The organism is Methyloceanibacter sp. (genome assembly GCF_035650995.1).
Classification (GTDB): domain Bacteria; phylum Pseudomonadota; class Alphaproteobacteria; order Rhizobiales; family Methyloligellaceae; genus Methyloceanibacter.
Genome location: NZ_DASRGO010000150.1, coordinates 1 through 21,091 on the forward strand (window position 1 = coordinate 1; position 21,091 = coordinate 21,091).

Genomic DNA, 21,091 nt, shown 5'->3' on the forward strand with positions numbered 1-21,091 from the left:
CATCGATGGGGCCGCCGCCGGAACCATCGAGGTAGCCGACGCGGTCAAGCCCTCCGCGCGCGAAGCCGTCCGCCGCCTGCGCGGCATGGGCCTCGAGGTCTGGATGATCACCGGCGACCGCCGCGCCACCGCCGACGCCATCGCCTGCGAAACCGGCATCGAGCGCGTGATCGCGGAGATCCTGCCCGAAGGCAAAGTGGACGAGGTGAAGAAGCTGCAAGCCTCCGGCAAGCGCGTCGCCATGGCCGGCGACGGCATCAACGACGCTCCCGCCTTGGCCAAAGCGGATGTCGGCGTCGCCATGGGAACAGGCGCCGACGTCGCCATGGAAAGCGCAGGCATCACGCTGCTCAAGGGCGATCTCCGCGGCGTGGTGCGCGCCGTCAGGCTCGCTCGCGCCACGATGCGCAACATCAAACAGAACCTGTTCTTCGCCTTTGTCTATAACGCGCTCGGCGTGCCGGTCGCGGCGGGCGTGCTCTACCCCGCCTTCGGCATCCTGCTCTCGCCGATTATCGCCGCAGCCGCGATGAGTTTCTCCTCGGTGTCGGTGGTCGGGAACGCGCTTCGCCTGCGCGATATCGACCTCGATTAAGGCACGATGCCGATGCCGTCGCCGGCGGAAGGACCGGCGGTCGGCGCGGGCCCGCGCGGCAGGCGTGGCAGATAGGTCGAGGGCGAGGCAAGTCTCCGCCAGGTGGCGAAGGCGTTGAATGGCGACCGCTCGATCAGCGCCATGGCGACTGCCGCTACGAACGGCAGGCTCTGCACGAACAGCACGGCGCTGAAGATCGAGATCTCGCGCACTTGCTGGGAGTTGGTGTAGTGGAGCGTGAGCGATCCGATCACGAGCAACGAGCCGAGCACCGCCTCCCACAGAGCCGGAAAACGGGTTGACCAGCGCGACGATCCCTTGGCCGTTCGCACGAAGGGAAGCTTGTCGCGGATGACACCGTCGGCAACGGCGCGCCCGACGGTGAGTTGCAGGGCCATGGCCGAGACCGCGGCGCCGAGCGAGGCGAAGACCGGCGCCTGCACCCGCGTGCGATAGAGCACCATGAAGTGCACCAGCATGACGACGAAGGTCGCAAGCACCGGCAGCATCATCACCTCCTCGGGCACGGCAATGCCGAAAAAGGCGACGAGCGGCATCCAGATCAGGTTGAGGATGGCAATCAGGACGCCGAGGGATTCGGCCCCGAGCCAGGTCAGCCAGCCGACCAGGAACGCTGCCTTCTGCTGCGCCGTAAGCTGGCTCCCTCCCGGCAGGAAGGCGCGCCAATGCTTCTTGATCAGCTGCACCCCGCCATACGCCCAGCGATGGCGCTGGCGCTTGTAGGCGGCGAAGTCGTTGGGCAACAGGCCCCAGCCGTAGCGCACATTGGTGTAATGCGCCCGCCACCCGCGTTCGAGCAGCGAGAGACCGAGATCGGTGTCCTCGACGATGGTGTCGCTCGACCAGCTGCCGGCGTCGGCGAGCGCGGTGCGCCGCACCAGGCACATCGTGCCGTGCGTGACGATGGCGTTCACCTCGTTTCGCTGCACCATGCCGATATCGAAGAAACCCGCATATTCACGGTTCATCACCGCCTGCGAGATGCTGCGATGGCAGTCGCGGTGGTCCTGCGGCGCCTGCACCAGTCCGACTGCGGGGTCGGCGAAAGCCGGGACCAGATCCTTGAGCCAGTCGGGACGCACCACATAATCGGCGTCGAGCACGCCGATGATCTCGGCCTCCGGCGCGGTGTGCTCGAGCGCAAGCCGTAGCGCTCCCGCCTTGAAGCCCTGTAGGCGGTCGGCGCGCACGAATTTGAACCGCTCGCCAAGCAGGCGGCAGTGATCCTCGATCGGCTCCCACATGGCGGGGTCGGGCGTGTTGTTGATCACCACCACGCATTCGAAGTTGGGCCAGTCGAGCTTGGCGACGCTGTCGAGCGTCTGGCGCAGCATCTCCGGCGGCTCGCGACAGGCGGGGATGTGGATCGAGACCAAAGGCTGACGCTCGGGGCTCGCGCCGCCGCGGACGAGCAGCCTCGCCGGCTTCGTCCCGAATAGAATAGCGGCAAGCTCCTCGATGCGCTGCTTCATGATCATCACCAGCGGGACGAGAAGCCCCGCGCCGAGGAACATGGCGATCTGCGAACCGAGCACGAAATAGTGCGTGACCCAGTAGTCGACGACATTCGCCGACCACGCCCCGATGACGTTGGCGGTGATCGCGATGACGGCTGCTTGCGCCCCGGTCACGCGCGGGATGGCGAAGATCGGAATCGACAGCAGAAGGCCGATGGCGAGCGCCGTCAGCACCTTGAACAGGAAGTTCGGCGTCTCGACCTGGCCGGTGAAAGCGAATTTGGGATGGCGGTCGGCGTCGAACACGCCCCAATAGGGACCGACGCTTCCTTCGTCGATCTTCCACGGCTGGTCGAACGCCTCGACGATCGAATAATCGATGCCCATGGCGTCGGCACGCGCGATGAAGTCGCGGATGACCTCGGCCTGAGTGAGCGGACTCGGCACCGCGTCCTTGCGATTGAGCCCGGCCGAGGGCCAGCCGAATTCGGCGATGACGATGCGCTTGCCGGGATAGGTCTGGCGCAGTTTCTCGTAGGCCCCGATCGTGTGATCGACGGCGGCCGACCCGGGCACGCCTTCCCAGAAAGGAAGAATATGAACGGCGAGGTAATCGACGGCCGAAACGAGCTCGGGGTGCTCCAGCCAGACGTTGTAGACCTCGGCGGTGGTCACCGGCACCGAGGTGCTGCGCTTCACGCGCTGGATCTTGGCGATCAGGTCCTTGACCGCAGCGTTGGAATCGAACGGCTTGCCCGCGCGAGCGGCGAGCGCCTGCACGCGGAAGATCGTCTCGTTGCCGACGATGAGGCTGTCGATGTTGCGGTACTGCTTCGCCAACGCGATACCGCTTTCGATCTCCCGCTCGTTCTGCTCCTCCCAATCGTTGATCCAGATTCCCTGAGAGACGCGCAGACCGTATTTCGAGGCGAGCGCTGGCACCTGCTCGAGCCCGTTGGTCGCGCTATAGGTCCTGATGTGCTGCGTATAGGGCGCGATCGTCGCGAGATCGTTCTCGATCTGCCGTGCCGTTACCGGGCTCGACGCGTCGCCGTTGGGACTGACCGGAGAGAAGGAAAAACTGGCCACCCCGCCGGTGGCATTGGGCGGCGAAATGCTTTCATGCAACGTAAACCATGCAGCAGCATGGAGCGCGGTCGCAATCGCGACCACAACCGCGACGAGAGCGTTGCGCATGTGTTTGAAGTCTCGGTTTAGAGTTCGGCCTGCCCACCCCTCCTTGGCCGCCGAAGCCGCAGAGATCCTGCAGTCCTCCCTAGAACTTTCTTAGTTGGGAATGGTTCCGGTTCTTGTCGTGTTCGATGTCGATTGGTTCGATGTCGTTGTCGTCTCCTCTGGAGCAATCCAGCAATCGTGAACGCGCGAGGCGAGCCGATCGGCCGCTTTCATGTCGATCGGTCCCTGCTCGATGACGCATCGAAAGGCAAACTTCAGATGCTCCGACGAGCAGCCGAACCGGTCGTAGAGATCGATGTAGCGACGCGCAGTGTCCATGTCGTCGCGCCAGAGCAGGTTGACGATGCGGCGCCCGGTCCAAACGCATTCGGGCGCGCCGGCCGAGCTCGAGAGCTTGGCCTCAGCCTCCTTGTACTCGGCGATCGCCTTGGCGGCCTCTTGCTCCTCGGCCTTGGCCTGATCGGCTGCCTTCTGATCGCCTTCCTTCTTTTCTCCCTGCGGCTGGCCTTGACCCTGTTGCTGGGCGGGGGCCTGGTCCTCGGCCCAAGCCGGGAGAGCGGACCACAGCAAAACGCCGCCGGCCAAGACGGCGGCGGCGGAACGGACGGTGCGGCGCAACATAGGGAGGCACCCGACGCGGGGGAAGAACATTTTTGGCTTTAAACCACTAAATTTTGGCTGCTTGACGACAGCGCCCTCTATTTAGCACTTCTTAGCACTTCGCAGGCGCACAAACCAGTGCAAACAGTTCTTTGCCGGTGGAGAAGCTGCTATTGGTCGCATCCTTCCTGGCACAATCCTCGCCCGCATGGTCCGACCTTTCCTTCTGCTTATCCTCGTCGCTTGCGTCATTGCCGGCGTCTGGTATCGGCTCGGCCGGCCCCTCGCGATGCCGCCCTCGCCGCTTGCCGCCGGCGAGAAGCTAACGTGCGTTTCCTATGCCCCGTTCCATGGCGAACAGGCGCCCTTCACCTGGGGTCTCCACATCCCGGACGAGCAGATCGAGAGCGATCTCGAGCGTCTCGAGCCATTGACCTCCTGCGTCCGCACCTATTCGGCCATGGGGCCCCAAGGCAGGATCGCGGCGCTCGCCGGGAAGCACGGGCTCAAGGTCCTGCAAGGCATCTGGCTCAACCGCAATCGCGCCGAGAACCGCCGCGAGATCGAATCGGCGCTCCGGCTTGCCCGCCAGCATCCCGGCGTGATCGAAGCCTTCATCGTCGGCAACGAGGTGCTGCTCAGGGGCGAATTGCCGGCCTCTGCCATCAAGACCTATCTCGAGGAGGTCAAGCGAAGGTCGGGACTTCCCGTCACCTATGCCGATGTCTGGGAATTCTGGCTGAAAACGCCGGAGCTCGCCTCCGCTACCGACTTCGTCACCATCCATATCCTCCCTTATTGGGAGGACGACCCCGTGCCCGCCAAGGACGCCGTCGCGCATGTGCGGGAGATCAGGGAGGGGCTGCAACGGGCCTTTTCCGGCAAGGACATTCTGATCGGGGAGGTCGGCTGGCCGAGCCAGGGCCGCATGCGGGCGGGGGCGCTTCCCTCCCCCGCCAATCAGGCCTTCGTCTTGAGTGGGGTGGTGGCCGCAGCCAAGGCGGGAGGCTGGAAGGTCAATCTGATCGAAGCGTTCGACCAGCCCTGGAAGCGCCTGTTGGAGGGGACGGTCGGCGGCTATTGGGGGCTGTTCAGCGACACCACGCTTGCCCCCAAGTTCCGTTTCGGTGTGCCCGTGTCGAACGAACCGGAATGGCGGCAGGCGGCAGGTCTTGGAATCGGCATCGCCTTGTTCGTTTTTCTCTCCGCTACGCTCGGCAATCGCCACAGAACATGGCGGCAGGACGTGTTGATCGCTGTGATCGCGCTTGCCTCCGGCCTCACGTTCGGCGCCGCCGCCATCGCCCTGCCGATGGACAGCGTCGTCGAAGGCGACCGGCTGCGCTCGCTCGGCATGTTCGCGCTCGCCGCCGTCGTGCCGCTCGCGGCGAGCTTCGCTCTCGCGCGTGGCGACGGAATCGCGAGCTTCGAGCTTGCCCTCGACCCGTCGCGTTGGCGAAGCAAGGATCTCATTCCCCTTATGCTCGCCGGCCTCCTCGCCGCGACCATGATCGCCGCCATGCACGTCGCGCTCGGGCTCGTTTTCGACCCGCGCTACAAGGATTTTCCGCTCGCCGCCTTGACCGGCCCCGTCGCCGCGCTGGCCATGCTTGCCTTCGCCGGGACACGCGCCTCCCCCGAGCCCGGAAGGGCCGACCTGATCGGCGCCGCGGTGCTCGCGGGCTCAGGCCTTTTCATCATCGCCAACGAGGGTATCTCGAACTGGCAGGCGCTCCTTTTCGCCGCCCTGCTCGTAGCGCTCGCGCTCACGCTCTTACAGCGGCCGGACGAGCGAAGCTCAGCACAAGCAACGTGACAGCAAGCGCCGAAGCGCGCGTGTTGTAGAGGACGAGCCCGAGCAGCGCGAACACGAGGCCGACCCCGAGCGCGACCGAGTTCGGGCGCCATAGCTGCACCCCGGCCGCGATCAGTGCCGTCCAGCCGAAGCAATCCTGGATGAACATGAGGATCACCGCGAGCCTCACCTTGCAGGTGAGACTCTCCTCGCCTGCCTCGCAAGCCAAGCCGATCGGCGTGTTCTGAATGATGCCGTAGCGAAGGAAGAGCGCGGTCGCGAGAGAGACGACTCCGAGAGCCGCTAGAACGATGACGGTCCGTCTCGACGGCACGAAAAGCCGTTTTACCGGGCGCGCTTCGGGCTGAAAGTTCATGTTATTGAGAAGCTTATGCGTGGGGGCGGGACAGGGGATTTTAACTTTTTCCGGGTACGCCTGGCGCCGGAGCTTAGTCTCCCAACTTCAGGCGTCAAACATGGCGAAGGCCAAATACCACAAATCGCAGCGCGTGTTCGTCAAGCCGGTCGGCACCTGGGCCCACGTCGAGGCGGTGGTGCCGAAATGGATCAAGGGCTGCGACGAGCCGATCAAGATCGTCTATGACTGCGGCATGGGACGCGAGTTCTCCCAGGAGGAGCTCGAGGAAGAGTCTGCGGCCCCGCTACCCGCGAATTCCGCAAACGGCTCCGGGCCTTGGCGTATCGTACGCGGGCATAATCGCTGGAAGAGCGCCGATCACTGCCGGCATCATCCCTTCCCCGGCACCCATCCGACGGTGGTGACGTCCGACCGCGACTGGGGCGGCTGGCGGGTGCCTGGCGCCGAATATGACCTCGATCCCTACCGCATCGAACAGCAGGCGCAAGTCATCGTGCGCGCGCCGATTTTCCTCAAGCTCCTCGAGCAGCTCGTCCAGCTCTCCGACCAGGAGCCGGAGAATTTGAGCGACGACATGGCGAAGCTCGTCCAGGTCGCACGCCGCGTGGTCGACGACGTCTCCGACTGACCGGCAATCCGGCTGCGCACCAGCGCCATGAAGTCCTTTGCGCGGCGCCGCGAAAGCGCGAAACTGCCGGCAGGACTACGTGGAAGCGCCTCTCATAAATTATCTTTATGAGTTTTGCGGGGCTCCTCCGCGCGCGAACTAGGCGCTTCGAGGCCGAGGACCCGCTCCCTATTCGCCTTGACGGAGTTGATGCTTGGCATTCTCCCCTCGGCCCTCTAAGAGCGAGCGGAGAGGATGACACGAGCCATGAACGAGATCGCCCGCCAACCGAAGCTGCTCAAAGACTATGCCCCGCCGCCCTACCTGATCGAGGAGGTCGAGCTCGACTTCAAGCTTGCCCCGCGTGCGGCACGCGTCGCCTCCAAGTTGAGGATCCGGCCCAACCCCAAGGTTGCGACCGGCGGCAGACCGCTGGTGCTCGACGGCGAAGGTCTCGCGCTCGAAAGCGTTGCCCTCGACGGCAAGGCGCTCACCCCGTCCGACTACGAACTCAAAGAGGGCTCGCTTACCATTCCGCGTGCTCCCGCGCATCCCTTCACGCTCGAGCTCGTCACCTATTGCGACCCGGAGACCAACACTGCGCTTTCCGGTCTTTACCTGTCGCGCGGCACCTACTGCACTCAGTGCGAGCCGGAAGGCTTCCGCCGCATCACCTTCTTCCTCGACCGGCCCGATGTGCTCGCGGTCTACACCGTCCGTATCGAGGCCGAGCGAGAGGTAGCCCCCATTCTGCTCTCCAACGGCAACCCGGTGGCTCATGGCGACATCCCGGGCACGGGGCGGCACTTCGCCGTCTGGCATGACCCCTTTCCCAAGCCGTCATATCTGTTTGCGCTCGTTGGCGGCAGGCTCGCCAAGGTGCCGGATCGCTTCGTCACGGTTTCGGGCCGCGAGGTCGATCTCGCCATCTATGTCGAGCCCGGCAAGGAGGACCGCTGTTCCTGGGCCATGGAGTCGCTCAAGCGCGCCATGCGCTGGGACGAGGAACGCTTCGGCCGCGAATACGATCTCGACGTGTTCAACATCGTGGCCGTCAGCGATTTCAACATGGGGGCGATGGAGAACAAGGGCCTCAACATCTTCAACGACAAGCTCGTCCTCGCCCGCCCCGACACCGCAAGCGATGCCGACTACGCCTCGATCGAAGGCGTGATCGCGCATGAATATTTCCACAATTGGAGCGGCGACCGCGTCACTTGCCGCGACTGGTTCCAACTCTGCTTGAAGGAAGGCCTGACCGTCTTCCGCGACCAGGAATTCACCGGCGACACACGCTCCGCCCCGGTCGAGCGCATCGCCGCCGTCCGCATGCTCAAGACGCATCAATTCCCCGAGGATGCAGGGCCGCTTGCCCATGCCGTCCGCCCCGCCTCCTATATCGAGATCAACAACTTCTACACGGCGACGGTCTACGAGAAGGGCGCCGAGGTCTGTCGCATGTTGCAGACGCTGCTAGGGCGCGAGGGTTTCCGCAAAGGCCTCGATCTCTATTTCGAGCGCCACGACGGCGAGGCGGTGACGGTCGAGGATTTCGTCGAAGCGATGGCCGACGTCTCCGGCCGCGACCTATCGCAGTTCATGCTGTGGTACACGCAAAGCGGCACGCCGGAGCTTGCCTGCTCGCTCGACTACGACCCGCACGCCAAGACGGCGCGTCTCTCCGTGAGCCAGGTCGTCCCGCCGACGCCCGGTCAGACCAAGAAGGAGCCCATGCTGATCCCGCTGAAGATGGGGCTGATCGGCGCCAACGGCGACGAGCTGCCGCTCAAGCTCGACGGCAAGGGCGTCGTGAACGACGGGCTGCTCGAGATTACGGGCCGCGAGCAAGTGTTCGAGTTTCGCGACATCCCCTCTCCGCCGACGCCGTCCCTCTTACGTGGCTTCTCCGCACCGGTCCGTCTCACCGTCAGCCTCGATCCCGAACAGATCGAGTTCCTGATGCGGCACGACAAGGATGCCTTCAACCGCTGGCAGGCGGCGCAGACCTACGCCACCAATCTCCTGACCGCCGCTTCCCGCGAGGGCGGCGATCTCTCGCGCGTCACCGGCAAGGAGGCCCTTCGCCTCGCCCAGGCGCTCGGGCAGACGGCGGGCGACTCTTCTCTCGAGGCTGCCTATCGTGCCGAGTTCCTCAAGCTTCCGAGCGAGTCGGACATCGCGCGCGAGCTCGCCCGCAACGTCGACACCGACGCCGTGCGCGCGGCGCGCGAGTCCTTGCGCCGAACGATCGCCGGCGAGATCGGCTCAAGCCTCGCCGAGCTTTACGAGGCAATCGCGCCGCAGGGCCCCTACTCGCCCGACCCGGAAAGCACCGGCGTCAGGGCGCTGCGCGGCGCGGCGCTCGATCTTTTGGTCGCGACCGGCAAGCCGTCCGCGCTCGCGCGCGCCGAGCGCCATTATCGCGAGGCGACCAACATGACCGACGCGATATCGGCGCTCGCCATTCTGTCCCACCTCGATGCGCCGGCGCGCGACGAGGCTCTGGCACATTTCTATGCGCGCTGGCAGGACGAGCCGCTCGTGCTCGACAAATGGTTCGCGGTGCAGGCCCGCGCCGCGCGCTCCGACTCGGTTGAGACCGTTCGCGCCCTCCTCTCCCACCCGAAATTCTCCTTGAAGAACCCGAACCGGGTGCGCGCGCTCATCGGCAGCTTCGTCCATGGCAATCCGACCGGCTTCAACCGGGCCGACGGCGCGGGCTTCGAGCTGCTCGCGGAGCAAGCCTATGAGATCGACCGGTTCAACCCGCACGTCGCCGCCCGCCTCCTCGGCGCCTTCGAAAGCTGGCGCATCCTCGAGCCGGTCCGCCAGGGACGCGCCAAAGCCGTGCTCGAGGCCCTCGCAAGGCGGCAGCTCTCAACCGACAGTTACGAGATCGTCACCAAGACGCTCGGGCCGTCCTAGAGTCGTACTGCTGTCAACCGGTCGTTAACGGCTTTTCCACAGTTTTCCCCTAGACAGACAGAGTCGTCATCGATTCCAATAGTCGAGGCGATTCGGAGATGCGGCAACACTCCGGCGCATGAAGCTGGAGTGGGTTTTAAGGGGGACCGAATGTCGCGGGCGCGTTCCGCGCGTGGGGGGATTTTCGCCGTCGAGTGGCCCGGTCTCGAGGCCCTCCGCGCAACCATCGGCAAGCACGTTTGCAAAACCGAGCTGCTCCGCCGTTTGGTCCCGATCCTGCTCGTCGCGTTCGTGTTGATCGCCTGCGCGGGCTTTACATTCCAGCTGGTGCAAGGCAAACGCGCGGCCATCGAATGGGCCGAGACCAAGCTCTCGCTCCTTGCCGACAACACCGCGCTCAACCTGAAGGACAAAACCCTCGGCTCGGCGGAGAGCTGGCAGGCGGCGCTCGCCGCGAGCCTGCCCAAGGGCGCCACTCGCGACGGAAGATCCGTCCTGCTCGCCGATGCGGAAGGCAATATCCAGGCGCACGCCCCGCTCGGCAGCGTCCATGCCGGCAATCTGCTCACCGTCCTTGGTCCGCAACAGCCGCTAACCACCTTCGGCGCCGACGCGGGCGTCCTGAGGCTGACCCTTTACGACGGCAGCGACGCCATCGTCACGGTGCGGAACATCCCCAACACCGACGCGCAGCTGGCCGTGTTCCAGCCCGTCGACGACGCCCTTCTCGACTGGCGTCGCGATGCGCGTCTCGAAATCACCCTTCTCGTTTGCACCGGACTGTTGCTGGCGCTGCTCGCCGGCGGCCTTTGGTATCTCACTCCGGCCACGACCGCCCGCGGCTCAGACGTCTTTGCCAAGGAGCTGACCGAGGCCCTCCCCGGCTGCGGCTTGTGGCGTCTCAACCTCGCGCGTGGGCACGTGCATTGGTCGGTGCCGATGTATCGCCTGCTCGGCCTCGATCCCGCTGCGGAGCCGATGCCGTTTCGCATGATTTCCCGCGCACTTCACCCCGATGACGATCTCAAAGGCGAGCTCGACCGCCACCTGCGCGAGGGACTCGCCGACTTCGATCAGAGTTTCCGCCTCCGTCATGCCGACGGTCACTGGGTGAGGATCAGGCTGCGCGGCCAGATCACCCGCAGCCTCGACAACCGCGAGCCCTATCTCACTGGCATCGCCGTGGTCTCCGAAACCGGCACCGCCGCCGAGGTCTCGCCCGACGCCAACGTCCGCCTGCGTGACGCCGTGGAGACGATCTCCGAGGCCTTCGTGCTGTGGGACCGCGAAAACAAGCTTGTGATGTGCAACAGCAAATATCAGCAGTTCCACGGCCTGCCCGACGACATGGTTCAGCCCGGCAGTCCCTATGAGGAGGTCATCGCCTCGGCTTCGGAGCCGATCGTCTCCAAGCGCATCGCCGTGTCTGGCGGCGAGGACGATCACACGCGGACCTATGAAGCCCAGCTCGAAGATGGCCGCTGGCTGCACATCAACGAGCGGCGCACCAAGGACGGAGGTTACGTCAGCGTCGGGACCGATATCACCGTGCTGAAGGAGAGTCAGCAACGCCTGGCGGAGAGCGAGCAGCAGCTCAGGGCGAGCGTATCGGAGCTCAGGTTGTCGCGCCGCGAGCTCGAGCAGCAGAAGCAGCAGCTCGTCGACCTCGCCGAGAAATACGCGCTCGAAAAGAACCGCGCCGAGGCGGCGAACCGCGCCAAGTCCGAGTTCCTCGCCAATATTAGCCACGAGCTGCGCACCCCCCTCAACGCCGTCATCGGCTTCTCGGAAGTGATGCAGCAAGGTCTGTTCGGCCCGCTCGGCCATCCCAAATATCAGGAATATGCCCGCGACATCTACGCGAGCGGGGCCTATCTGCTCGAAGTGATCAACGACATCCTCGACATGTCGAAGATCGAGGCCGGGCGCATGTCGCTCGACGTCAGCACGGTCGATGTCGGCGACATCATCGCCGACAGCATGAAGGTGGTGAGCCAGGCCGCCGCCGAGCGCAACATCGCGCTGTCCCGCCACGGCCCGCAGCATCTCAATCTCGAGGCGGACCGGCGCGCGCTGAAGCAGGTCTTCCTCAATCTCCTGTCCAACGCCGTGAAGTTTACCCGCGACGGCGGCAGCGTGGAGGTGCACCTCGCGCGGATGCGCGGCGGGGTGAAGATCGCCATCAAGGACACCGGTATCGGCATCGCCCAGGCCGACATCGCCAAGCTCGGCCGCCCCTTCGAGCAGGTCGAGAACCAGTTCTCAAAGAGTCATCAGGGAAGCGGGCTCGGGCTCGCCATCAGCCGCGCGCTCGTCGAGCTGCATGGCGGCTCCTTGCGCATCGCGAGCCGCGAGGGTCACGGCACGACGGTCACGCTGATGCTCCCGCTCCGCCCCGTGGCCGCCGACGAAGCACCGAAGCTCGCGGCATCAGCTTAAAATCTCATCCAATCCGCACACAATGTTCACAGATCTCGTGAGAGATCGCGGGCATGGCGAGCCTGATAGCCTAAAAATCCGCCACGCTGTCCTGAAGCAACAAGGTGATAAAACTTTTCCCTGATAGTTTGAAAAATCGTAGATATTCTTAGATATTAATGGTAACAGCCCAAGTCCCGGGGCCGCCATGACTCGTCCTTATTTCGGCACTTTTCGCACCTGCAACATTCGCCCCTCGTCAGCGACGGAGGGGGAACGATGGACGAGCACGCAACAACAAGAACAAGGCCGCTCGTTTGTGTGACCGACGGGAAGGCGCACATCCGAAGGCTCCTGCGGGAGATGCTCGCTGAGTACGGCTTCACCGTTTACGAATGCGTCGAGCTTGGTGAACTGAGGGCGGCTCTTGAGGCCGGGCCGCCCGATCTCGTCGTGCTGGGCATGACGGCCGGCGGCATTGTTGCCGGCGAAATCTTGCGGCTGCTCGCAACCGAGGGCTTCGCGGGCCGGATCCTCCCCGTCGCCCCGCGCGGTTCTGGAGCGATCGAGGTCATCCAGGAGCTCGCCGAGGAGTTCCGCATCACGCTCCTTCCGCCCCTGCTTATGCCGTTCGGCAGGGAGGGCGTCCGTGACAGTATCGCGTTTCTCCTGCCCGAGGCATCGTCGGGACCCCTGGTGGACATGAGCGAAGCCGTGCGCGGCGGCTGGCTCGAGCTATGGTACCAGCCGAAGATCGACACGCAGGCGATCACCATGCGTGGGGCTGAAGGCTTGTTGCGCGTTCGTCATCCCGTATGGGGGGTCGTGCCTACGGCCTATGTCGTTGCCGAAGACGGCGATCCCCGCTCAGGCCCGGTCTCTGAGCTCGTCATCAGCCGGGCCGTTGCCGATTGGCACCACTTCTTCCTCGAGCGGGGGCCGATCGAGCTCGCGGTCAACCTGCCCATCGCCTTCCTTCAAGACCCCGAGCGGGTCAAAGACCTGCATCGGAAGCTGCCGGATCACACGGCCTTCCAGGGCCTGATCATCGAAAGCAATGGGACCGATATCGTGCGCAATTTGGCGCTGGCCAAGGATGTCGCCCGCGCGCTGCGCGACCACAAGGTGGCCATCTCGATCGACGATCTCGGGGCCGAATGGCTCGCGCTGACGGGACTGCGCGAGTTCCCTTTCGTCGAAGTCAAGGTCGACCGCAAGTTCGTGACCGGCTGCGGCACCGACCGGTTGAAGCAAGCGATGTGCCGCCGCATTGTTGACCTTGCCCATGGCTATGGCGCGCGCACGGTGGCGGAGGGCGTGGAAACGTGGGGAGATTTTATCGCCGCACGCGAGATCGGCTTCGATCTCGTGCAGGGATTTCTGTTCGCGAAGCCGATGAGCGCCGAGGAGTTCGCGCAAACCTGCTGGGTCGGTTCGCAGGTCGGACTTTCGGAGAGGCGCGCGCGCTCGACCCTATTCGATTGGAATTGACGGCGGGTCAGGCGAGGATGCGGTCGAAAGCCTTGCGCACCTCGCCGAGCGTCTCCGCCAAACTTGCTTCGAGACTCGTGAAATCCGGCATCTCGGCGGCGCGCGCGAGCAGGTCCTTGAGCGCGCGCGGCGCTTCTGCCGCAACGAACGGTCTATCGAGACAGAGCCGCAACACCTGGGTGAGCGTGTGATAGAGCCGTGCTGCCGGCACGAGGAGCTCGGCCTCATCCGGTGCGAGCACGCCCGCGGCTGAGAGCTTCGACAGCGCAAGCTCGGTATTCTGGTCGAGGACGTCGGGATGCTTGGCCGCGCTCACGATTTGCAGGAACTGGGCGATGAACTCGAGATCGATCAGCCCTCCCCTCGCCTGCTTGAGGTCCCATGGATCTTGGCTTCCCTTTTCGCCTTCGATCTTGGCGCGCATCACCCTGACATCGGCCGCGACCGCGGCCCGGTCGCGCGGCCGCGCCAGCACCTCCTTGATGGTGGCATTGATCTTCTGGCGAAGCCCGACAGGCCCGGTGACGACGGCCGCCCGCGTCAGCGCAAGATGCTCCCAGGTCCAGGCCGAACGTCTTTGGTAGTCGATGAAGCTCGACAGTCTCGTCGCGACCGGCCCCTGGCTGCCGGAGGGCCTCAGTCGCATATCGACTTGATAGAGGGAACCTTCGGCCGTCTCGGCGGAAAGGGCGGCGATCAGGCGCTGAGTGAAGCGCGTGTAATATTGCGGTCCGGGCAAGGACTTCGGGCCGTCCGAATGAACGTGATCACCGTCATAGTCGTAGACGATGATGAGATCGAGGTCGGACCCCGCCGTCATCTCGCGCCCGCCGAGCTTGCCCATGGCGATGACCGCCGCTTGTCCGCCTGGCAGCCGTCCGTACTGGCGCACGAGTTCCTCCTCGACGCGCGCGGCGGTCGCCTCGATCAGCGTCTCGGCGAGGCCGGTATAGGCCGCGCCCGCCTGCCGCGCCGATAGCGTGCCCGAGATCACCCGCACGCCGATGAGGAAGCCCTGCTCGCGGCCGACGATGCGCGCCCGGTCGAGCGCATCCTGATAGTCGGTGGCCTGCGCCAGCGCATTGGTAACGAGTTCCTTAAGCTTGGCAGGCGCCGGCACGGTGCCGAAGAAGCCGGGATCGAGCACGGCATCGAGGAGGCGCGGCCGCCGGCCGATGATGCGCGCAAGCCTGGGCGCTGTCCCCATGATGTCGGCGATCAGACGCAACAAGCTGGGATTTGCCGCAAGGAGGGAGAACAGCTGAACGCCCGCCGGCAGCTCGGCGATCACCTTGTCGAAGGTGGCGAGCGCAAGATCGGGTTCCGCCGTGTGGCTCAGAGCCTCGAGCAGGACGGGCAGGAACTCGGTCAACCGCTCGCGCGCGCGTTGGCTCCGGGTCGCGGCATAGCGCCCGGACTGCCAGCCGCGGATTGCGGCAATGGCGCCTTCGGGGTTGGAAAAGCCGAGTCGCTTGACGCTCGCGATGGCCGCGGGCTCTGCCCCGGTGCTGACCACGATGCGCGGCGTGGTAATCGGCGTTGCCGGCATCTTCTCGAACAGCGCGCCGTAATGTGTTTCGACGCGCTTGAAGGTAGCGATGAGGGCGTCGCCGAACGCATTGACGTCGTCGAAACCTGACAGACGCGCGACGCGGGTAAGCTCCTCCAGCTCGGCCGGTATCAGATGGGTCTGCTGGTCGCCGACCATCTGCAGGCGATTCTCGGTCCGGCGAAGAAAAAGATAGGCTCGCGCGAGATCGCTTGCGGTATCGCGAGCGATCCAGCTCCCGTCGGCCAGGCGTGTGAGAGTTTGCAGTGTGCCTCGCGTTCTGAGCTCGGGATGGCGTCCGCCGGCGATCAACTGCTGGGTCTGGGCAAAAAACTCGATATCGCGAATGCCGCCGCGGCCGAGCTTGATATCGTGGCCTTCGACCGCGATCGCGCCGTGGCCCTTGAATTCGTACACCCGCCGTTTCATGGCGTGGATATCGGCGATCGCCGCGAAGTCGAGATATTTGCGCCAGATGAACGGGGAGAGTTGGCGCAGGAACTCTTCGCCGGCGTCACTGTCGCCCGCGGCGATGCGCGCCTTGATCAGGGCGGCGCGCTCCCAGTTCTGGCCGAAGCTCTCGTAATAGCTGAGGCCGGCCTCGGTCGACAGCGCAATCTGGGTGGCTCCGGGATCGGGCCTGAGCCTGAGATCGGTGCGGAATACGTAGCCGTCTCCGGTGTGTTCCTGCATGAAGCGCACGAGCTCGCGCGTGAGCCGCACGAAGAACTGCGACGGCTCGATCTCTGAGGCGAGCCCGGCCCGCTCGGGGTCGTAGAAGACGATGAGATCGATGTCGCTCGAATAATTCAGCTCGTAGGCGCCGAGCTTGCCCATGGCCACGACGAAATATCCGGACGCGGCCGGCGCGCCGGCGGCGATCTGTCCCGCCTCGTGCGCCTTGCGGAACAGAAAGCCTATCGCCGACTGTAGCGCGGCATCGGCGGCGAGGCTCATGGCCCGTAGCGCAAGTTCCGTGGACCACACGCCTCCGAGCTCGGCAAGGCCGGTGAGCAGCGCAATTCTCTGCTTGAAGCGCCGCAGCGCGGCCATTGCCTCCTTGGGCGACGCCGCCCCGTCAACGTCCTTGGCAAGCGAGGCCCGGGCCCCATCGAGATGGGCGTCGGGGTCGCGCAACAGGCAGTCGGCGAGGAGCGCCGGACGTCTTAGGGCAAGCGCGGCAAGATAGGGAGAAGCGGAGAACGATGCGAGGAGAAGCTCGGCGACCTTGGGCTCATCGAGCAGCCGCCGCGCTTCGGCGCAATCGGGCTGAGCGGCCAGCGCCTGCTTGAGCCCGTCGAGGACATCGGTCCCGCGCGCGGCATCGAAGACGTTCGGAGTTTCGGTGATGCGCGCGAAGAACGCCGTCACGTCGGCCTGATCTCTGCTCCCGTGGGCGACGGCGCCGCGGCACCGTTGAGGAGAGCCTCGCCATTCCGCGGCAAGGCCAGCACGACGCGAAGCCCAGGCTCGTTGTCCTCTAGTCTCACGCTGCCACCATGCAGCCTTGCCACCGCCGCGACAAGGCTCAAACCGAGCCCGCTGCCCGGTTCCGACCGGCTCGCTTCGAGCCGCACGAAGCGTCCCAGCACCCGCTCGCGCTCGGCCTCGGGCACGCCAGGCCCGCGATCCGTGACGATGATTTCGGCCATGCCGTTTGTGGCGCGCGTGCCGACCGTCACCTCGGGCTTGGCGCCGTTGCCCCTTACCCGCTCGGGGGAACCGTATTTGATGGCATTGTCGATGAGATTGGCGATGGCCTGGCCGAGCAATTGGCGGTCGGCGTTGATGTAGATGGGAGCGCCGGTCTCTGCCTTGAGCGTAAGCCCCCGTTCCTCGGCGACTGGCTCGTACAGCTCGGCCACATCGAGCAGCAGCGCCGACACGTCGAGCCGCTCGCGATTTTCTCCGCCCGCTCCAGCTTCGAGACGCGCGATCGAGAGCAGCGCGTTGAAGGTCTTGATCAGCCCGTCGGCCTCCTCGATGGTTCGCTCCAGGGCTTCGCGGTAGGCGGTTTCCTCGTAAGGCTCGCGCAGCGCCGCCTCGACGCGATTGCGCAGCCGGTTGAGCGGGGTCTTGAGGTCGTGGGCGATGTTGTCGGACACCTCGCGCAATCCGGCCATGAGCTGCTCGATGCGCGCAAGCATGAGATTGAGGCTCTCCGAGAGGCGATCGAGTTCATCGCCCGATCCGTTCACCGGCAAGCGGCCCGACAAATCGCCCTGCATGATGGTGCGCGTCGTCTCGGCTACCGCGTCGATGCGCTGAAGCAGCTTGCGGCTCACCCAGTACCCGCCGCCGATGCCGAACAGGACCATGACGAACAGCCCCCACAGCATGGCCTGCCGCGTCATGCGCGCGAACTCGCGCCGGTCGTCGATATCGCGGCCGACGATCAGCCGGTAGCCGCCCGGGAGGCGGAACACATTGGCGAAGGCGAGCCGCTTCTCGGTGCCGCCCGGCGCCGGCCGGCTGTAGACGAATTCGACCGGACCGAGGCTGTTCCACAAGTCCTGCGACACCGCGCTGAGATTGCCCGCCACGCGCCGTCCCTCGCTGTCGGCGACGAGATAGAGGCTGTTGCCGGGGGTGCCGCTCCGGTCGGCGACGGTGCGCACGAGCTGCTCCAACCCGCCTGCCCGGTACTGCTCGGCAAGTCCCGTCAGCTCGGCATCGATCGTCTGGTTGAGCTGCCGCGACAGCATCACCGTCGTGTTCCAGTACAGATAGAAGATGGCGACGGCCGCGGCTGCGCTGAACAGCGCAAGATAAGTCAACGACAAACGAAAGGTGGTGGTCCGGAAAAGCTTAGTGAGCGCTGTCACGGATCGTGTAGCCGGCGCCGCGGACGGTATGGAGGAGCGGATTGCCGAAGTTCTTGTCGATCTTGGAGCGAAGCCGCGAAATATGGACGTCGATGACATTTGTTTGTGGATCGAAATGGTAGTCCCAAACATTCTCGAGCAACATGGTGCGGGTCACCACCTGACCTGCGTGCTTCATCAGATATTCGAGCAGGCGGAATTCGCGTGGCTGCAAAATAATGGCTTCGCCCGCGCGCGTCACCTTGTGCGATAGGCGGTCGAGAACGAGGTCGCCCACGGCAAGGCGCGTGCTTCCCTCCTCGGGAGAGCTCCGCCTCGCCAGCGCTTCGATGCGCGCCAAAAGCTCGGTGAAGGCGTAGGGCTTGGTGAGATAGTCGTCGCCGCCGGCGCGCAATCCCTTGACGCGATCGTCGACCTCTCCGAGCGCCGAAAGAATGAGTGCGGGCGTTTTGATCTCCTGCGCGCGCAGCGTCTGGATCACCGCGAGCCCGTCGCATTTCGGCAGCATGCGATCGACGATCAGCACGTCGTAGGCATTGGACTTGGCGAGCTCGAACCCGGTCTGGCCGTCGCCGGCATGTTCGGCGACATGACCCGATTCCTTCAAAGCGCGCTTGAGGAAGGTCGCGGTCTCCTGATCATCCTCGATCACCAGAACGCGCATCTTTTGCAATCTCCGGGCAGTCGGCGCATCGGTTGGAAAATTGACACCACAGGACGCCGTGGACGAGAAAGGGGCGGGCGGCGCGGCGGGGGGAAACCGCGCCGCCCTCCGGCTTAGAAGGCGTTAGGCCTTCTTCAGGGAAAGCGCAACGAAGCGCGTCTGATCGCCGGACTTAACTTGCATCAGCACCTTGACGGTATCCTTGTCCGCGGTCTTGGCGTTGGCCATCGCCTTCTTGACCCCTTCGGCCACGTCGGCCGGATCGGACACGGTCACGCCTGCGACCTGAAGGATGACGTCGCCGGGCTTGAGCCCCTTGTCGGCCGCGTCGCTCTGAGGATCGACCTCGGTGATGACCACGCCCTCGTCGCCGGCGCCGGGAAACTTGGCCGCCGGGGCGAGCGAAAGGCCGAGATCCTTCATCTCCTGGCCGGAGGTGTCGGGCTTTTCCTCCTCGAGAGCAGCAAGCTTCTTGTTGTTCGGGAAAGTGCCGAGACTCATGGTCACTTCACGCTTCTCGCCGTAGCGGACGATCGAGAGCTTCACCGGCGTGTTCGGGTGAAGCTCGGCGATCTTGCGGGCGAGGTCGCGCGAGTCTTCGATCTTCTCGCCGTTCACCTCGACGATGACGTCGCCGGGCTTCAGGTCTTGCTTGGCGGCGGGGCCGTCCTCGGTCACCTTGGTGATCATGGCGCCCTTGGCCTCTTTCATGCCGATCGAGTCGGCGATGTCGTCGCTCACGTTCTGGATCACGACGCCGAGCCAGCCGCGGTCAACCGTGCCGGTCGCCTTGAGCTGGGTCACGACCTCCTGCACGAGAGCGGCAGGAACGGCGAAGGCGATGCCGACATTGCCGCCGGAAGGCGAGAAGATGGCGGTGTTGACGCCGATGACCTTGCCGTCGAGATCGAAGGATGGGCCGCCGGAATTGCCGCGGTTCACCGCCGCGTCGATCTGCAGATAGTCATAAGGCCCTGAACCGATGTCGCGGTTGTGCGCCGAGATGATGCCGGCCGTCACCGTCCCGCCGAGGCCGAACGGATTTCCGACCGCGAGCACCCAGTCGCCGACGCGCGGGTCCTTGCTCTCGAACTCGACATAGGGGAACGTCTTGCCCGGCGCATTGACCTTGATCAGCGCCACGTCGGTCCGCGGATCGGTTCCGATCAGCTTGGCCGGATATTTGTCGCCGTTCTCCATCGTGACCGTGATGTCCTCGGCGTCCTCGACCACGTGATTGTTGGTCACGATGTAACCGTCAGACGAGATGAAGAAGCCTGACCCTTGGGCGAGCATAGGCTGCGACTTCTGCGGCTGCTGCGGCATGCCCTTGCGGAACTGCTTGAAGAAATCGTAGAGCGGGTTGTCCTCGGGCAGGTCGGGAAGACCCGGAATCTGCTCGTTGTCGGCGACCTTGGCGTCGCCCTTGACGTTGATGGAGACCACCGCCGGCGTGACCTTTTGCACGATGTCGGCAAAGCTCAACGGCGCCCGGCCATAGGGGGTGTCGATGGTCTGTGGGGCGGCGGCGGTCTCGGCGGCCGCGAAGGGCACCATATTGCCGAGCGTGAGCCCTAATGCGCTCGTCGCAAGCAGGGCGGCGGCCGCGAGAATGACGGGCTTGCGGGTCAGCTTCCGCGAGCTCTCGTTCGCAGCGTTGCTCTGGTCAGATGTCATTGTGCTACCTCTCTCCTGAAAGGAATGTCCCGGTCGATAGTGCCTAGCGTCGCTGTGGAGCGAGGCATCCATTGCCAAGGATATAAGGGGTCGCCGATTACGCAGCCGTTTCGGCGGCATTAAATTTAGGTAAGGTTGTGGCTGCGGAATGGGCGATTTTACTCGATTTCCGCCGTTTTCGGCATCAATTTTCGTCAAGCAACTGCTTGAGCCGCCGCTTCTCTTTAACGGAGAGCGGAGCGATTCGTTCTTGGGCCGAAATCCGGCGCCGATAGGCCAATGCGATCAGCAGGATCGCCAGGAGAAATACCGCCGGAGTGGCGAACCAAAGCAGAAGCGTATGCGGCTCGAAGCGAGGTTTGAGCAGCACGAATTCGCCATAGCGGAACACGATGAAATCGACCACTTGTTGATCGCTATCGCCGGCCTTCAGCCGTTCGCGCACGAGTATCCGCAAGTCCTTGGCGAGAGGCGCTTCCGAATCATCGATCGACTGATTCTGGCAGACGAGGCAGCGCAGACCCTCGGAGATGGCTCGCGCCCGCGCCTCGAGCGCGGGATCTTGCAGGATCTCGTCGGGCTCGACCGCCCGGGCTAAGCCCGCGAGCTGGAAGGCGAGAGTAAGGGCAAAGAGGAGCGTCGCGAGCGCCTGGGCGGGTCGCATCTCTCTATTCTCCGGCCGCGACTGCAGCAGCCTTCACCTGAGCGCGCCGGGGCGCGCCGACCCTCAAGCGGCGATCCGAGAGCGATACCGCGCCGCCCATGAACATGACGAGCGCCCCGAGCCAGATGAACCTCACCAGCGGATTGAAATAGAGACGGACCGAATAGGCGCCGTCCTTGAGCTGATCGCCGAGCACGGCATAGAGATCGCCGCGCCAGCTCACGTGG

At 64.7% G+C, this 21,091-nt stretch carries 15 protein-coding genes; 6 read left to right on the plus strand and 9 right to left on the minus strand.

Translation table 11 applies throughout. The annotated features are described in order from the left end of the window. Window positions 1-595, plus strand: a 595-nt coding sequence (locus VFB18_RS11125) for an HAD-IC family P-type ATPase (protein ID WP_324974977.1), incomplete at its 5' end; no start/stop codon positions are given. Here the strand turns inward: VFB18_RS11125 and VFB18_RS11130 are convergent. Beyond that, window positions 592-3,270 carry a glycosyltransferase gene (locus tag VFB18_RS11130; protein ID WP_324974980.1) on the minus strand — a complete coding sequence of 893 codons (2,679 nt, stop codon included), beginning with the start codon at window positions 3,268-3,270 and terminating at the stop codon, window positions 592-594. The two genes, VFB18_RS11125 and VFB18_RS11130, sit on opposite strands and share 4 nt — an antisense overlap. A gap of 90 nt (window positions 3,271-3,360) precedes the next feature. Continuing rightward, on the minus strand, window positions 3,361-3,891 hold the full coding sequence (locus VFB18_RS11135) for a hypothetical protein (RefSeq protein ID WP_324974983.1): 531 nt from the start codon (window positions 3,889-3,891) through the stop codon (window positions 3,361-3,363). 187 nt (window positions 3,892-4,078) lie between these two features. On the opposite strand from VFB18_RS11135, the gene VFB18_RS11140 reads away from it, so the two are divergent. Next, entirely contained in the window at window positions 4,079-5,686 is a 1,608-nt protein-coding gene (locus VFB18_RS11140; protein WP_324974985.1) for a beta-1,6-glucan synthase, read from the plus strand. On the opposite strand, the gene VFB18_RS11145 is transcribed toward VFB18_RS11140, so the two are convergent. Next, a complete protein-coding gene (locus VFB18_RS11145; RefSeq protein ID WP_324974988.1) occupies window positions 5,637-5,999 on the minus strand; it encodes a hypothetical protein in 363 nt (120 codons plus the stop codon). The genes VFB18_RS11140 and VFB18_RS11145 overlap by 50 nt on opposite strands. Before the next feature lie 142 nt (window positions 6,000-6,141). Here VFB18_RS11145 and VFB18_RS11150 point away from each other — a divergent pair, with 142 nt between their 5' ends. The 4 genes from VFB18_RS11150 (at window position 6,142) to VFB18_RS11165 (ending at window position 13,485) form a co-directional block, all read left to right on the plus strand. Next, entirely contained in the window at window positions 6,142-6,672 is a 531-nt protein-coding gene (locus VFB18_RS11150) for a hypothetical protein (RefSeq protein ID WP_324974991.1), read from the plus strand. A 246-nt stretch (window positions 6,673-6,918) separates the two neighbouring features. After that, window positions 6,919-9,576, plus strand: a complete 2,658-nt coding sequence (pepN, locus tag VFB18_RS11155) for an aminopeptidase N (protein WP_324974994.1) — start codon at window positions 6,919-6,921, stop codon at window positions 9,574-9,576. Between the two features lie 150 nt (window positions 9,577-9,726). Beyond that, complete coding sequence (locus tag VFB18_RS11160) at window positions 9,727-12,015, plus strand: ATP-binding protein (protein WP_324974997.1); 2,289 nt, start codon at window positions 9,727-9,729, stop codon at window positions 12,013-12,015. 258 nt (window positions 12,016-12,273) lie between these two features. Further along, window positions 12,274-13,485 (plus strand): EAL domain-containing response regulator, encoded by a 1,212-nt coding sequence (locus VFB18_RS11165; protein WP_324974999.1) that lies wholly within the window; start codon window positions 12,274-12,276, stop codon window positions 13,483-13,485. Window positions 13,486-13,492: 7 nt separating this feature from the next. On the opposite strand, the gene VFB18_RS11170 is transcribed toward VFB18_RS11165, so the two are convergent. The 6 genes from VFB18_RS11170 to VFB18_RS11195 form a co-directional block, all read right to left on the minus strand. Beyond that, window positions 13,493-16,405: a bifunctional [glutamine synthetase] adenylyltransferase/[glutamine synthetase]-adenylyl-L-tyrosine phosphorylase gene (locus tag VFB18_RS11170; protein ID WP_324975002.1), complete on the minus strand. Its 2,913-nt coding sequence runs from the start codon at window positions 16,403-16,405 to the stop codon at window positions 13,493-13,495. Beyond that, window positions 16,402-17,859: a HAMP domain-containing sensor histidine kinase gene (locus tag VFB18_RS11175; RefSeq protein WP_324975005.1), complete on the minus strand. Its 1,458-nt coding sequence runs from the start codon at window positions 17,857-17,859 to the stop codon at window positions 16,402-16,404. The genes VFB18_RS11170 and VFB18_RS11175 overlap by 4 nt, the downstream gene beginning before the upstream one ends. After that, entirely contained in the window at window positions 17,843-18,523 is a 681-nt protein-coding gene (locus VFB18_RS11180; RefSeq protein ID WP_324975007.1) for a response regulator transcription factor, read from the minus strand. Before VFB18_RS11180 ends, VFB18_RS11175 begins: the two co-directional genes overlap by 17 nt. Before the next feature lie 123 nt (window positions 18,524-18,646). Further along, window positions 18,647-20,200, minus strand: a complete 1,554-nt coding sequence (locus VFB18_RS11185) for a Do family serine endopeptidase (RefSeq protein WP_324975009.1) — start codon at window positions 20,198-20,200, stop codon at window positions 18,647-18,649. Between the two features lie 184 nt (window positions 20,201-20,384). Then, a complete protein-coding gene (locus VFB18_RS11190; protein ID WP_324975013.1) occupies window positions 20,385-20,864 on the minus strand; it encodes a cytochrome c-type biogenesis protein in 480 nt (159 codons plus the stop codon). 4 nt (window positions 20,865-20,868) lie between these two features. Further along, on the minus strand, window positions 20,869-21,091 hold a 223-nt coding region (locus VFB18_RS11195), incomplete at its 5' end, for a cytochrome c-type biogenesis CcmF C-terminal domain-containing protein (RefSeq protein ID WP_324975016.1).

Bases quoted from the DNA above. Each gene is read 5' to 3' on its own strand.
- VFB18_RS11135 (WP_324974983.1), bottom strand. From the start codon at position 3,891: ATGTTGCGCCGCACCGTCCGTTCCGCCGCCGCCGTCTTGGCCGGCGGC.
- VFB18_RS11140 (WP_324974985.1), top strand. From the start codon at position 4,079: ATGGTCCGACCTTTCCTTCTGCTTATCCTCGTCGCTTGCGTCATTGCC.
- VFB18_RS11180 (WP_324975007.1), bottom strand. From the start codon at position 18,523: ATGCGCGTTCTGGTGATCGAGGATGATCAGGAGACCGCGACCTTCCTC.
- VFB18_RS11185 (WP_324975009.1), bottom strand. From the start codon at position 20,200: ATGACATCTGACCAGAGCAACGCTGCGAACGAGAGCTCGCGGAAGCTG.
- VFB18_RS11190 (WP_324975013.1), bottom strand. From the start codon at position 20,864: ATGCGACCCGCCCAGGCGCTCGCGACGCTCCTCTTTGCCCTTACTCTC.
- VFB18_RS11160 (WP_324974997.1), top strand. From the start codon at position 9,727: ATGTCGCGGGCGCGTTCCGCGCGTGGGGGGATTTTCGCCGTCGAGTGG.
- VFB18_RS11165 (WP_324974999.1), top strand. From the start codon at position 12,274: ATGGACGAGCACGCAACAACAAGAACAAGGCCGCTCGTTTGTGTGACC.
- VFB18_RS11150 (WP_324974991.1), top strand. From the start codon at position 6,142: ATGGCGAAGGCCAAATACCACAAATCGCAGCGCGTGTTCGTCAAGCCG.
- VFB18_RS11130 (WP_324974980.1), bottom strand. From the start codon at position 3,270: ATGCGCAACGCTCTCGTCGCGGTTGTGGTCGCGATTGCGACCGCGCTC.
- pepN (WP_324974994.1), top strand. From the start codon at position 6,919: ATGAACGAGATCGCCCGCCAACCGAAGCTGCTCAAAGACTATGCCCCG.